This is a genomic window from Lysinibacillus sp. FSL R7-0073 (assembly GCF_038009065.1).
In the GTDB taxonomy this organism is placed as follows: Bacteria; Bacillota; Bacilli; order Bacillales_A; family Planococcaceae; genus Lysinibacillus; species Lysinibacillus fusiformis.
Genome location: NZ_JBBPAS010000001.1, coordinates 1,981,743 through 1,995,850, shown reverse-complemented (window position 1 = coordinate 1,995,850; position 14,108 = coordinate 1,981,743). Strand labels below are relative to the sequence as shown.

General features: G+C 39.5%; 16 protein-coding genes and 1 pseudogene. 3 read left to right on the top strand and 14 right to left on the bottom strand.

Annotation, left to right across the window (positions count from 1 at the left end; translation table 11 throughout):
• Positions 1-21: 21 nt before the first annotated feature.
• From MKY88_RS09595 to MKY88_RS09545, 11 genes are all read right to left on the bottom strand, one after another.
• Positions 22-414: a bifunctional adenosylcobinamide kinase/adenosylcobinamide-phosphate guanylyltransferase gene (locus MKY88_RS09595; protein ID WP_232540509.1), complete on the bottom strand. Its 393-nt coding sequence runs from the start codon at positions 412-414 to the stop codon at positions 22-24.
• On the bottom strand, positions 366-962 hold the full coding sequence (locus MKY88_RS09590; protein WP_258268465.1) for a histidine phosphatase family protein: 597 nt from the start codon (positions 960-962) through the stop codon (positions 366-368). The genes MKY88_RS09595 and MKY88_RS09590 overlap by 49 nt, the downstream gene beginning before the upstream one ends.
• Positions 935-1,711 (bottom strand): adenosylcobinamide-GDP ribazoletransferase, encoded by a 777-nt coding sequence (cobS, locus tag MKY88_RS09585; protein ID WP_193831686.1) that lies wholly within the window; start codon positions 1,709-1,711, stop codon positions 935-937. The genes MKY88_RS09590 and cobS overlap by 28 nt, the downstream gene beginning before the upstream one ends.
• Positions 1,712-1,731: 20 nt before the next feature.
• Positions 1,732-2,307: a bifunctional adenosylcobinamide kinase/adenosylcobinamide-phosphate guanylyltransferase gene (locus MKY88_RS09580; RefSeq protein ID WP_340813481.1), complete on the bottom strand. Its 576-nt coding sequence runs from the start codon at positions 2,305-2,307 to the stop codon at positions 1,732-1,734.
• Between the two features lie 12 nt (positions 2,308-2,319).
• The gene (locus MKY88_RS09575; RefSeq protein WP_340813479.1) at positions 2,320-2,928 is read right to left on the bottom strand and encodes a histidine phosphatase family protein; all 609 of its coding nucleotides are present in this window, start codon (positions 2,926-2,928) and stop codon (positions 2,320-2,322) included.
• A complete protein-coding gene (locus tag MKY88_RS09570; RefSeq protein ID WP_193831683.1) occupies positions 2,925-4,019 on the bottom strand; it encodes a pyridoxal phosphate-dependent aminotransferase in 1,095 nt (364 codons plus the stop codon). Before MKY88_RS09570 ends, MKY88_RS09575 begins: the two co-directional genes overlap by 4 nt.
• Entirely contained in the window at positions 4,006-4,962 is a 957-nt protein-coding gene (gene cbiB / locus MKY88_RS09565) for an adenosylcobinamide-phosphate synthase CbiB (RefSeq protein ID WP_069481044.1), read from the bottom strand. Before cbiB ends, MKY88_RS09570 begins: the two co-directional genes overlap by 14 nt.
• Positions 4,959-5,642: an adenosylcobinamide amidohydrolase gene (locus tag MKY88_RS09560; RefSeq protein ID WP_193831682.1), complete on the bottom strand. Its 684-nt coding sequence runs from the start codon at positions 5,640-5,642 to the stop codon at positions 4,959-4,961. Before MKY88_RS09560 ends, cbiB begins: the two co-directional genes overlap by 4 nt.
• A gap of 206 nt (positions 5,643-5,848) precedes the next feature.
• Entirely contained in the window at positions 5,849-6,031 is a 183-nt protein-coding gene (locus tag MKY88_RS09555; protein WP_025115645.1) for a hypothetical protein, read from the bottom strand.
• Positions 6,032-6,135: 104 nt separating this feature from the next.
• Positions 6,136-7,494 (bottom strand): aspartate kinase, encoded by a 1,359-nt coding sequence (locus tag MKY88_RS09550; protein WP_069481042.1) that lies wholly within the window; start codon positions 7,492-7,494, stop codon positions 6,136-6,138.
• A gap of 530 nt (positions 7,495-8,024) precedes the next feature.
• Positions 8,025-8,777 carry an SDR family NAD(P)-dependent oxidoreductase gene (locus MKY88_RS09545; RefSeq protein ID WP_025115647.1) on the bottom strand — a complete coding sequence of 251 codons (753 nt, stop codon included), beginning with the start codon at positions 8,775-8,777 and terminating at the stop codon, positions 8,025-8,027.
• A 379-nt stretch (positions 8,778-9,156) separates the two neighbouring features.
• Between MKY88_RS09545 and MKY88_RS09540 the strand changes: the two genes are divergently transcribed.
• Together MKY88_RS09540 and MKY88_RS09535 are read left to right on the top strand one after the other, a co-directional pair.
• Entirely contained in the window at positions 9,157-9,771 is a 615-nt protein-coding gene (locus tag MKY88_RS09540; RefSeq protein WP_328201848.1) for a TetR/AcrR family transcriptional regulator, read from the top strand.
• A 203-nt stretch (positions 9,772-9,974) separates the two neighbouring features.
• Positions 9,975-10,148, top strand: a pseudogene (locus MKY88_RS09535) (SDR family oxidoreductase); the annotation flags it as partial.
• A gap of 27 nt (positions 10,149-10,175) precedes the next feature.
• On the opposite strand, the gene MKY88_RS09530 reads toward MKY88_RS09535, so the two are convergent.
• Positions 10,176-10,694, bottom strand: a complete 519-nt coding sequence (locus tag MKY88_RS09530) for a hypothetical protein (RefSeq protein WP_193831679.1) — start codon at positions 10,692-10,694, stop codon at positions 10,176-10,178.
• Positions 10,694-11,173, bottom strand: coding sequence for an RNA polymerase sigma factor (locus MKY88_RS09525; protein WP_193831678.1), 480 nt, complete (start codon positions 11,171-11,173; stop codon positions 10,694-10,696). Before MKY88_RS09525 ends, MKY88_RS09530 begins: the two co-directional genes overlap by 1 nt.
• 296 nt (positions 11,174-11,469) lie before the next feature.
• On the opposite strand from MKY88_RS09525, the gene MKY88_RS09520 reads away from it, so the two are divergent.
• Entirely contained in the window at positions 11,470-13,647 is a 2,178-nt protein-coding gene (locus tag MKY88_RS09520) for a DNA topoisomerase III (RefSeq protein WP_328201852.1), read from the top strand.
• Between the two features lie 67 nt (positions 13,648-13,714).
• On the opposite strand, the gene MKY88_RS09515 is transcribed toward MKY88_RS09520, so the two are convergent.
• Entirely contained in the window at positions 13,715-13,900 is a 186-nt protein-coding gene (locus tag MKY88_RS09515; RefSeq protein ID WP_340813477.1) for a hypothetical protein, read from the bottom strand.
• Between the last annotated feature and the right edge of the window lie 208 nt (positions 13,901-14,108).

Genomic DNA, 14,108 nt, shown 5'->3' with positions numbered 1-14,108 from the left:
ATTTCCGTTAATATGTTGACCTCACTTGAGTTGCTCGCCAATCCCGTACCAAATACGTACGACTTGCTCTGCTTCAGCAAATAATGCTTGGTATAGGCGGCCACATGTATCACGTAATAAACGTGCTTGTTTTTCCATTGGTACAACACCGCGGCCCATATCTGTCACAATAAGTGCCAGCGAACAATGTTGGGCAAGGGCTTTTAATTTGGTGAGGACCGATTGTACCACAAGCTCATCTTCCTCAAGATTTTGTGTCATAAGCCATTTTTCCACATGTTGAATGACTAGGATTTCACAGGCTGGTGCAACATCCGGTAGATCGCCATCGATAAGTACCACCTCGTGCTGTTCATATAAACGCATTACATAATCGGTTTTTCCGCTATAGGCGCCTCCGATAAACACATGCATCTTGCTCCCTCCTCCCAAGCCTTTCTAGTAAATGTTAAATTAAATTGATGATCATGTGGCACTTGGTATGACCAAAACGGCTGCTCTGTTGGCGCATAGGCAACGAGTAAGGCACGAATTACCCCACCGTGAACGACTAAGTAATAGCTATCCTCATTCTTCGGCAATAGCTTGAAACCTTTTACAACTCTTGCCACAAAATCATCAAAAGCCTCGCCTTGTGGCGGTGGAGAATGAATAGGGTCGTCCAACCAGGCACGGTAACGAGTATCCTTCTTTAAATCCTCATAGGTTTTCCCCTCAAATTCACCAAAATTTGATTCACGAAACCGTTCATCTGCTTCATAGCTAGCATTCGGAAAATAATGGGCGGCCGTGACTCGACAGCGTTGTAAATCACTGCCATAAACCTTTTCGACACCTGCATCCACTACAGAGAGCTTGGAGATATTAGCTAATGGTGCGTCCGTCCATCCCAGATAACGTTTTTCTAAATTGGCCTTTGTGGGCGCATGCCGCATTAAGCACACAGTAACAATGTCACCCATAGTACAACCTCCATCCCTTCAATAGATGCACCTAGCAAATCACCCGAGACACCGCCAAAATTACGCAATGTAAATTGACGAAAAATAACAAGTGCAAACGCTAAAACGATCACTAATAATATTGGTAGCATTGAGAATTTTGTGATGATCAGTACAATCGGCATGGCCAATAAAAGAGACAGTAGCATAATCATTTTTAATAGTTTCGCGTTAATATGCGATTGAAAGAAATAGGCAAGTCCTTTTTCCTTTGAACAGTTAAGTGACATAAAATAAAAGCTCATGCCGACCCTTGTTAAAAAAGGAATGAATACGACCATCCATAATGCAAATTTGTTTTGCACAAAAAGCTCATGTAAAACGACAAATTTCCCAAATAACAAAAATAGTATGGATAGCACTCCGAAAGCACCAACCCGAGGATCATCTAAAATCTCAAGTCGTTTATCCCGATCGCGATAAGAAAAATACGCATCCCCCATATCAATAAAGCCATCCAAATGTAAACCGCCTGTCCATAAAGCAAACAGCCCGATGACGATAAAGGCAAGCATAACCTCGCTACTGGCAGTCCATTGTGTGAGACTGTAGAGGGCTCCAGCTACAGTAGTACCCATCAAGGCCCCTACCCATGGCAAGTAAGCGAACATTCCTGTAATCGTTGACCTTGTTAAAGGTAATTCCTTATGTACGGGCAAAACAGTAAAAAATTGAAATGCCAACAGCAGACTATGCCAAAAATTTTTCATCGTCTTGCCTTCCTTCTCGATTATTTCCATCTCTTTACGATACCATAATTCATTTCATACGCCTCTTGAGCTGCCGCTACGAACCATTGGTGGAATTGTCCTAAAGTTCTTCGATACAGCTCCACCTCTTCGTTCTGATAAGGAGGTTCATCAAACAGCTCATTCGACACCACTAATAATGTCACGTTCTTCGTTTGCAGAGATTGGATGGCCTGTTTAACAGTCTTTAGCTTGGATGCTAAACAGCCAGGCTTTGTTACACAGGGTACCCCACGATCATAGTCTTCATAAAAAGCATTCGTCAGCCAAGTAGTGACGCAATCCCATAGCACCACATCCCCATCCTTGAATGTCTCAAATACCGGGGGAACGTCATAAGGGGCCTCCACTGTTAACCATTTTATTGGCTGGGCTAGACGATCAGCTTGATGACGATCAATTCGCTTGCCCATTTCATCATCCAAAGCAATACCAGAAGCCATATATATTAAACGTTTTTCTGTACTAGGCTGCACTTGGTAATGCTGTATAGCGGCTTGTTCTGCAAAATGGGATTTGCCACTACGCACACCACCTGTAATAAAAATGAGGGGCATTTGTAATACCTCCTATTGTAAATGATGTAAAGTACCAATTTCTTGGATTACCCACTGCTGTCCCTGACGTTCAATAATGGTGACACTTGTCCCATGAATATAAGGAGCTGTCCAAAGCTCACTAATATTGCGTTGTAAAATAGCATTAATCATGCATTTAATCGTCACTGAATGGGAAACGATCAAAATAGGCTCATCTCGATGCTGCTCCGCTATTTTTTTCAACGTATACATCGCTCTTTCTGTGACAGCGCCAAAACTTTCCGTATGGGTTGCGATAAATTGCGCTGGGTATTTCGTATACAATTCATAATCAAGCCCATTTGTCATCAAAATGTCCTCAATTCTCTTACCTTGCCAATTCCCTAAAAAGATTTCCCGTAAATTATCCTCATAATAAACGGGTAATTGGCGATGAGCCGTCAGAATTTCCATCGTCTCCTTCGCACGACCACTTGAACTACAATAAGCTGCCGCAAATGGGATTGACTGTAGTTGTAACTGTAATCTTGTAGCCGCTTCTCTACCATTGTCCGTTAACGTAGAGTCCAACCATCCTTGTAGTCTTTGCTCCTGATTCCATTGTGTTTCCCCATGCCTTACTAGATAAAAAGTTGTCACTTTTCTCTCCCCTTATTTGCGTTAAACCACGCCTGCAGACAATTATGTAAATACGTCATGGCCGCAATATCTTTAATCCCAATACGGAACCATTCGCCCTGTAATCCTTTAAAGTTTTTCGTATGACGCAGGACAACTCCCTGTGCTAAACAATACGTAAAAAAGGCGTCCGCCTGCTGTTCCTTTGGCAATGAAAAGCACACATAATTCGTCACACTATTAGTGACAAGACAGCCGTTTTCTTGTAAATAACGATGCAACTGCTCTCTTTGCGTTGTCGCATAGGCAATTGCCTGCTGACTATAATGCTGCTCATCCAAACAGCCTGCACCAATGACCAGTGCAAAGGCATTTAAATTCCAATGGGGCAGCATGTCCTTTAGCTCACTTACAATAGAGGCATGAGCAACTAAATAGCCAAGACGTAAGCCAGGTATTGCGTACATTTTAGTCATCGAACGCACAACGAGGACATGTGAATTCTCCATACTTTCATGAATGAGGGAATTCGCCTCATCAACCCAATCCATGAAGGCTTCATCAATGACAAGCTCACATTTGACAGCTCGACCATGCTCCAATAAGGCTAGTAAATCTTCCTTCTCTGGCAATACACCTGTTGGATTGTTCGGTGTACAAATATAGAGAGCGTCTGCCTCCACCATTTCTTGTTTAAGTCGTTCCATTGGCAACGTGTATTGGATAAAGTTCGTCACCAAAATCGGAATAATAATAGCACCTGCGGCTCGCAATGTTCGCTCATATTCTGAAAAGGTAGGATGTACGACAATGACGCGCTTTTGCGCATAACGTCTCGCAATAACACTAAAGAGTTCTGACGCCCCGTTGCCTAGTAAAACCATCTCCTTTGCTACTTGATGGAAAGCAGCGACCTTTGTTAGAAAAGGCTCTCCATCCGGATCTGGATAGCGTTGAATAAGCGGGTAAAATGTACGCCAACGCGCCTCGACAAAAGATGGTGGTCCTGCCGCATTGACATTTTCACTAAAATCATATACTTCTTCAGGCATCGTTAAACCTAATTGCTGATAAACATTTTGCGGATTTGCTCCGTGATTAGGTAATAGCATAAATGAACACCTCCACTGCTAACATGACAAGCGTAAAGAGCACCATGGCAATACGCATATGAATAATAGATGCCATTATATGCTCCTTTGTTAAAGGAACTAATTTTTCTCCCATAATCGCTCGATGAGAAACAACGCCTTGATAAGTATTTTTCCCACCTAATTGGACGCCAAGCTGCACTGCTGTTGCCGCCTCTAAATAACCACTATTAGGACTTGGATGCTTTTTAGCGTCTTGGGCCCAACGCTTTAATCGTTGTCCAAATGAGTAACTCGTTTCATTTTTTGTACCTAGCACGATAAGAAAGCCAGTGATACGACTTGGAATAAAATTCAGGACATCATCAAGTTTGGCAGAAAACATGCCAAAATCTTTGAATGTTTCATTTTTATAGCCGACCATGGAATCTAACGTATTGACAGCCTTGTAGCCCCATAAACCGATAGCACCAAATAAAAAGGCATAAAATAGGGGGGCGGTCACTCCATCACTTGTATTTTCAGAAACGGTCTCTACTACACCACGCACAATCTCATCTTCGCCAAGCTTTTCAGTATCACGCCCAACAATCCATGATAATTTGACGCGCGCTTCTGCAAAATCACCTTTTACAAGGGGCTCATAAACTGCCAGTGCTGCCTCCTTCAAACTACGCTGCGCCAGCCCAATGCCAATTAGAAGTCCTTCAACCAAAACGCCAAAAATCAAGCTTACCTGATAGCTGAGTAGTAAAATAAGTGTGACCACAAACATCGTTGTTCCTACGACTGCAAGTGCCATCACCATACCACGCAATTTCCGCCATTTGCCTTGATTCCATAAAGCTGTTTGTGATTGAATCAGCTTACCAATCCATCGCACGGGATGCGGAAGCTTTGGAGGGTCTCCTACTAAAATATCGAAAATAATCCCTATGATACAGGCAATCACTATGGCAATCATAACGCCTTCTCCTCTTTATCCTTTTTGTATTTACGAATAGCCTCACGCATCGTTTCATAGACACCGTAGCCAATGACCTTGCCTAACATTGTGATAGGACCAGCATATTGATGGTAGTCCCCTTCTTCTGTAGAAGCAATGAGCAAACTATCAGTGGATGTTCCGGTTGCTTGCGTGCCTGTTGTAGGATCAGTTATGCCTTCATCCGTTAACGCTTTCACCTTCGCCTCCGTTGTCGAAATCATAGCCTGAAATAACGCTTCATCAGACAATTTTCCGTTAATAAGCACCCATGTATTAATAGTACCTGCATGATATTGCTCCACACGATGAAAAGCACGTGTAATATCTACGGCATTACCTAGACCTGCAGTAATCATAATAACTAGATGAATACCTTCATATGTAAATTCACGAATGGTCGCAAAGTTTGCTTGGACAGCCGTCATCATCGCCACTGTGTTATCGATTGGAAAATCATGCGCCTGCAAAAAATGCTGTAAATCACGATGCGGCTGTCGATCATCATAAGTAATCGGCACAGTCCGATTCATCAGATGAGTAAAATAACCAAAGCCTGGATTATGCATGGCAGAGGATACAACCTTCATAGGTGAAACAGCTTGAAGTGCTACATATTGGTCAGAAATTTGAATATGATCCTTCGAAAGTATGGGCATTCAATCGCCTCCTGACGATAAATAGAATATGAACATAAAAAAACAAATTCTTACAAAGAAGAATTTGTACTGTCGATTCTTTATTTAAAATTTGAACCTTCTGAACGTTTGTACAGAATAACAACTTCATAATACTCAAATTATTTATTTTCTTTGAAATTGTATCATAAGTTTGCCTATTGCCACAATTCCATTTTGACGTGTTGTTACTGCTTTTGTTTGAGATTTTTAAAGCGGATCACGGAGCCAATGATGATAAAGACCCAACCGATAGCTATGTAAACCACTTTCATTGTTTTTGTCGATGACGGTAAAATATCCATAATCGTTAAACAGACAAAAAGTATCCCAACAACCGAAAAAAGCATACCAATCGTTAAATTCTTCACGAAAAACCCTCCCAACTATGTACGCCCTCGATTTTACCGTATTCTTAGCAAAAAGAAAACACTAATCCAAGTATAGAACCCTTGGATTAGTGATAATTGTGTCATTAAGCTTTCGCATGGGCAAAAAATTCTTCATATAACGCCTGTAAAATGCGGTTTTCAAATTCCTGAAGTACACCAAAAACGAGACTTACTTCAGAAGAGCCTTGATTGATCATTTCAATGTTTGCGCCAGTTTTTGAAATCGCTGTAGCAGCACGGGCAGCTAAACCTGTGTTATGGCGCATACCTTCGCCAACAATCACGATCATCGAAAAACCATGACGCATTTCTACATACTCAGCATGTAGCTCTTCTTTCACTCGACTAATAATACGCTCTTCATTATCTGGTGATATCTGATTCGAACGCATAATGACTGAAATATCGTCTAAGCCAGAAGGTGTGTGTTCATAAGAAATATTTTCATCTTCTAAAATTTGTAGTAGCTTTCGTCCAAAGCCTACTTCACGATTCATCAAATATTTAGAGACATATAAAGTTGAAAAACCACTGTCTGCCGAGATACCTGTAACGGGACGACCTGTTGCAGGACGACTTGGTACGATACGAGTACCTGGGGCTGATGGATTATTTGTATTTTTTATGTTAACGGGCACCCCAATCTTGTAGACAGGCATTAATGCTTCGTCATGGAACACTGAAAAGCCTGCATATGATAATTCGCGCATTTCGCGATACGTAATTTCTTTAATTTCCACTGGATCATTGACTACTTTCGGATTCGCGGAGAACACACAATCCACATCCGTAAAGTTTTCATATAACTCCGCTTCAACAGCTGCTGCTAAAATGGAGCCAGTAATATCAGAGCCTCCGCGGTCAAATGTTCGCAATACGCCCGCTTTAGTGTAACCGAAGAACCCTGGGAACACAATAATTTCTTTTGTGTGTTTTAAAGGGGCTAAATTAGCATACGCTTCGGGTAAAGCAAATGTTCGTTCAGGCAAATCATTGACCACTAAACCATCCTTAGGACTTACATAGCGTGCGGGCATTCCAATTGCATTAAAATAAGCGGCAATAAGCTTGGCGTTATTATCTTCACCAGCTGCTTTAATGCTATCGATGAATAATTCCACGTTTGTTTTGTCACCTTGTACACGTTCACGTAAATCTTCCGCAATCACGTCACAAATGGCATCATCTAACCCTAAGCCATCTGCAATTGCTCGAAAACGATCGACTACAATATGCAATTTGTCTTCGGTATCTTCATGTTGTAACGCGGCAGTTGCTAATTGTATTAATAGATCGGTTACTTTTATATCGTCACCAGATCGTTTACCTGGTGCTGAAACGGCAACGATTTTACGTGCCGGATTAGATTTCACAATATTTGCTACTTTTTGAATTTGTTCTGCGTTTGCTACAGATGTTCCACCAAATTTACACACGATCATATCTATCAAATCCTAACTTTTTCAAATTAATTGTATTCCTCCAAAAAACAATTGACTGTACACAGTGTACAAATTATCGATTCCTACGTCAATACAATTTAAAAAATTCGCGCAATTTACTGAGAAATATGGACAATTTTCGTACTGTTTGATTTATTATACGGATTTCGTATGAAATAGTTAAGGTTTTTATGAATTTTTTTTCGTGACGTTCACAGATTCGTGAAATTTTCTGTTTTGACTTTCTTCTATATAATGAGGAAAACGCTTACTCCCCACTATGATATGCACAAACATCCTCGGTGTTTGTGCTAATTTGCAGGCAAAAGGAGGGTTTTGAGTAGGAAGGCGAATGCTTCTGGGTAGTGGGTTTTCAAGAAAATTGTTGCATCACTTTTTTGCCAGCTATGTAAAACTCCATTACGAAAATACTTGAACTGGGGATTAATTTATCAATCTCTCGCTTCCAAGCAAAAAAAACTAGGATCACATATATTTAGTGAAACCTAGTTTTCTCAAGCTATTTTCGTTTAAATCGCAGTCCATCCGCCGTCAATGACTAGTTCCGCGCCTGTCATAAAGCGTGATTCGTCAGAGGCAAGGAAGACCACTCCATAGGCTACGTCCTCTGGTGCACCAAAGTAAGGTAGCTGTGTATAGGTTTTGTAGAAAGGTAATGCGCCCCCTTCTTCCATCGTTGGCGCTGTCATAGGCGTAACAATAATACCAGGGTGAACAGAATTTACACGAATATGATCTTTCCCATACTCTACCGCAGCCGATTTAGATAACACTCGAAGTGCTCCTTTTGCTGCTGTATAAGGGCTTGTCCCTGCCATTCCCACGATTCCACCAATGGAAGAGATATTGACGATAGAACCGCCACCAGCCTTTTGCATTTCTGGTATCACATATTTCATACCAATGATACAGCCATTTAAGTTAATGTCCATCACTTTATTCCATTCGTCCATTTCCATATTAGCGATCGTTTTTGGTGATGAAATTCCTGCATTGTTGACGAGTACATCGACTTTACCATATGCCTTCACTGCCTCTGCAATAACGGCTTTCCACTCGTCCTCAGACGTTACATTATGTGAAAGACCAATAATATCTCCACCATTTTCTTTAATTTCTTTCACTAAGTTATTCAATGGCTCGATTTGCACATCTGTTGCAATCACCTTTGCCCCTTCTTGTGCAAATAGTTTTGCCTCAGAAGCTCCCATGCCCATCGCTGCTCCCGTAATAATGGCTACTTTCCCATTTAAACGTCCCATCTATAAAACTCCCTTTCTTTTATTAATCCATTCCCTCTGTGCAAATCCCAGCAGATATTTTTACTCCCTGATAAAAGCTGAGGCTTCATTTTGATTCAGCAGATGTTTGAACACCTTCTAAAAAGAGCATCACAAGCATACATCCTCCCCCATAGAAAAGGGACATTTCCGTATGTTTGATATAAAATAGCTGAATCAGATAAATGAATAATTCGTGAACACGTTAACAACTAGTTGTATTATCGACACCGTGTCGTTAATATAATTATAACTGTCTGTTCAAAAAGGGCAAACAACATAAGAGCATGAATTGATGTTTTGACAACATGTAAGGCTCCTGTGTTGTGTAAACGATAAATTTAATACAAGGAGCTTGAAAATGTCGAAAAAAATGGACCCTCGCGTCAAAAGAACACGCCAGCTATTAAGAGATGCATTAGTGGAGTTAATGGATGAACGAGGCTATGAGAAGATTACTGTGCAAGATATTACCCAACGGGCAACTTTGAACCGTGCCACTTTCTATTTACATTACCGTGACAAATTAGATTTACTGTACCAGAGCTCTGAGGAAATCTTACATGAATTAGTAGGAAGTATTCACCCAACGTTTGAAGAGAAGAAAGATTTTGATTTATTGCCTCATTATGATCAGCCTCATGAGACATTTATGCATTTGTTTGAACAAATTGCGCTGAATAGTAAGCTTTACAAAGTCTACCTCACAGAAAAAGATATTCCTTATTTTTCTGCAGGCTTAAAAAAGATAATTATCGACTTTGTATCAAGCGGCATTCAATTGATGGAGCCTGATGATCAAAAATTAACTGTACCACGTGAAATGGCTATCCGGTTTTATGCCGCCGCCTTCCTTGAGGTGATCGTCTGGTGGTTAGAAAATGATATGCCCTATACGCCAAAATTTATGGCAACTCAGTTAATGCGCATTACCATTAAAGGACCCTACTTGGATAACCCCTTTCAGCAATCTTAAAAGCTGGCATTTACTATATGCCAGCTTTATTGGTTCACTACGTATTATTTTGTTTGTACATGTCTTATACATCTGACGGTGATTTGCAAATAACGGACCATACCTGTTCAGGATGGTCACTGTTTCTCTATCTTTCAGCTAAATAGGGGTTGTGGAAGTACATAAATGTCTTTATGACAGCCATCCCTTGATTTTCCCACCCCTCTTTTTCAACCTCTGTTACGCGTAGCCAGTTTCCAAACTATGGCACCAATGTTGCAAGTAAAGCAGCAATTGAATCCATTTCAATGATTTTAGCCCGTGAACTAAGAGGTAAGGATATGACTGTTAATACAGTAGCTCCCGGTCCCACTGCAACCCCTTTATTCTTAAATGGTACTAAAGGGGGTTATTTTGGCTGTACCTCAGCGGATAGGTTTCTCAAAATTCCAGTTCGTATAAATGACAGCTGCAGTTACTGGCTCTGTAGTCGTATCTTCTGTGAAACCGCCTATTAGGTTACCTACTCTAAATGTCGGCTCAAAAAATTGTTCTTCCTTAGGGGGGGCGGTTGGACCATCTATGCCCAATTTCGTCTCATCTGTAACAACTACTTCCATGCCGTTATCCAACGTAAAGCTCAGTCCATCATCTCCGACTTCTGTGATCTTTCCTTCGATATTGACTACTGCACTTGCCGCAGGAGCTGCATGGTCCACCTCAATTCTATCTGTTAAATCGATTGTTGTGTCATTGTTTACATTTACTAAAGAAGCGACTACAGCTATTACTGCACAGGCAACTAAGCTTCCCACACTTATTCGTACTTTTTTCATAAAGACCCTCTTTTCTTTTTGTTGAAATTCCATCATCTCGTTTTGCATCTTTATCTTAAATTCTTCGGAAGCATGAATCTGCTTCATCACGTTTTTATAAGCATTCATCAGACCTTACTCCCTTCTTCTAACATAATTTTCAATTTCATTCGTGCCCGTCTTAGCTTTGAGCCAATCGTGTTAACATTCATTCCTAATAGATCAGCGATTTCTGCAGTTGTATAGCCTTCATAATAATGTAAATAAACAATGACTCTCTCTTTTGGATTAAGCTCAAAAATTTCCGTAAGTATTATCTGCTCCTCTTTGGCGATAAAGGACATTTCTTCGGTAATTGGTACCGTCTTCTTCACACGGGAAGACTTAAAGTAATCCTTACATTTATTAAAAGTTACTTTGATGAGCCAAGCCTTTAAATGATCTTCATGATCGAAAGGCTTTCTCTGTTTCATAAGAGTCATATAAACCTCTTGTACAATATCCTCCGCCTCAGCCATATTTTTTGTCTGATGCACAGCAATTCGGATTAAGGTGTCACTATATGTTTGAACGATTTCTTGAACACATAAGCCAGCAAACTTTTTCATATTTCCTATCGAGCCTCCTTCTTTTCATAATACGATTCATCTTTTAAAATTCGTGCAGTAGGCATTTTTTTACTAGCATGGATTATTCGTGGCAGTCCAAAATGAAAAGAGAAGGGAAAATAAATCCCCTCTCCTTAAAGGAACAACTATTTTTCATAAAAGATTTACCCCCTCAATATGGATTTCATGACAATTAGCAAATAGATCGACACAATGCTTGTTATAACCGTTATACTGAATATTAATTTATAATGATATGACAAGAGTTGGAATGTTTATTTACAGGAGAATGATAGATGAAAATAGTAATTGCAGAAAAACCAGACCAAGCTGCCAAGTTAGCTGCTCCCTTTTCTTTTACTAAAAAGACAGGATATTTTGAGGTCAAAGCCAACTCATATTTTCCAAATGGAGCAATTATCACATGGGCAATTGGGCATCTATGTGAATTAAAAACACCAGAAGAATATGATCCAACATGGAAAAAGTGGAAATTGGAAACATTGCCCATTATTCCCGATCGATTTGAATATAAAGTTTCTAAATCTAAGTATAAACAATTTACTATCATAAAAAATCTAGTTAAAAGACAAGACATTCAAGAAATTATAATCGGTGGAGATGCGGGGCGTGAAGGAGAATTAATCATTCGTACCATTTTACGGGTATGTGGTGTAAACAAACCGATGAAACGATTATGGATATCGTCCTTAACTGAAAACTCGGTCAAAAACGGCTTCTCAAATTTACTACCCGAAGCGAAAACGAAAGATATTTATTACGAAGCATTAAGTCGTTCCTGTGCAGATTGGTTAATAGGCATGAATACATCGAGACTATATACCGTCCTACTTAAGAAAAACGGTGTCAAAGATGTCTTTTCCATTGGCAGAGTACAGACCCCAACCCTTGCGTTAATTGTTCATCGAGAACATGAAATCGCGAATTTTAAATCAGAACCTTTTTGGGAAATCGAAGCAGTCTTTCATTTCGCAGGTAAGGTGTTAAAAGCAAAATGGCATAAAAATAATATGTCAAGAGTATCGGAGGAAAAACAAGCGATAGCGATTGCTAATTTCTGTCTATATAAAAATGTAGAAATAGCGAAAATAAATAAAGAGACGAAGGAATACGCACCGCCTCTGTTATTTAATTTGTCCGCGTTACAGGCTACAGCAAATAAGTCTTTTAAGTTTTCGCCACAAAAAACTCTTGATATTTTACAAAAGCTTTATGTAAAAGGTTTAGTTTCATACCCAAGATCTGATTCACAATTTTTAACAAGCGAAGAAGCCAAAACACTACCAACTATATTAAACAATTTGAGCAAAATAGATAAATATAAAAATCTTCTTCCTGCCCCAACAAACTCAATTATGAATAACAAAAGATATGTCAACGAGAAAAAGGTTACGGACCACCATGCGATTATTGTGACAGATCAAATACCCAATCTTGCTAAGCTAAGCATGGAAGAAGAGAAGATTTACGATTTAGTAGCTAGACAAGTCATTGCAGCACATTATAACCACGCCATTTTTGCGTACACAACGATTCATTCGCTTGTCGAAAAACGAGCTGAGTTCATTTCGAAGGGGAAGGAGCAAATTGAGGAGGGTTGGCGTAAAGTCATTTATCTTGCTAAAGAAAATTCATCTCAAGAAGAAGAAGAAATGCTTCCGCTTCTTCATGAAAATGAGCTCGGGACTGTGGCTCAAGCTACCGTTAAAAAAGGGGCAACACAGCCACCTAATAGATATACAGAAGGTAATTTAATTACAGTAATGAAAACAGCCGGTAAACATCTAGATGATGCAGAGTTAGAAAAAGTTTTGTCTAAAACGGAAGGATTAGGAACTGAAGCAACACGAGCTGGCATTATTGGTACACTCAAAGATAGAAACTATATTGAAATAAAGAAAAACCAAGTATTTGCTACATCTAAAGGTATGTTGTTAATTGAAGCACTAGGTGAAAACAGCCTATTGACCTCACCATCGATGACGGCAAAATGGGAGCAGCGACTATCTGAAATTGGTGAAGGACATGCTTCTCCTCAAGCATTTATGGAGCAAGTAAAAAAGCTCACCTATAAATTGATTACAGATGCGCATGAACGCGAAAAAGTATGGACATTCGATCAAAAAGAAGTCGAAAAGATCAGTGCCAATAATCCTTATCAAAAGAAATATAAAAAAGAAAAAACCGTTGTCGGAAAGTGTATTCTTTGCAATGGCTCTATCATAGATCATGGGACTTTTTACGGCTGTTCAAACTATAAAACTGCAAACTGTAAATTTTCTGTTTCAAAGAAAATTCTCAGTAAAACCATTTCACAGACGAATGTAAAAAAGCTACTAGCCACTGGTGAAACAGACATGATAAAAGGGTTTAAAAAGGGACAAAAAACCTTCAATGCACATCTTATTTGGGATGAAAAAGAACATAAGGTACATTTTAAATTCCCTCAATAAATAAAACATTTTAGTAGTTCACCTTTAAAGGGCGATACATAGATACCGCCCTTTTTGTCCCACTTCCTCATAAGAAATATTTTAAAGCATTGCTTCCAGAAGTAATTAACGCTAATAAACCTGCAACCATCACCCATATCGCATATCGGTGTTCTTCTTGCTTTCTTTTGCCCATCCAAAATAATATGAAGCTGATGAATAATAAAACAACCCCTATTATTGCACCTGTAATAATCCCAATCATCATGCCCATTTCCTATAGCCTCCTTATCTTCTCACCAAAACTACATGATTCAATCTATTTTCATTGTATCTATCAATCATCACTTTTTTCTTTCTCATTCCTTACATATTCATTAAGTAATAAAGTCTTCTATGTTCAATTGTACGCCACCAAAATAAAAACACCTTAATAGTTAAACTATCAAGGTGTGTCTCGTCTTAAAACCTTTATTACTATT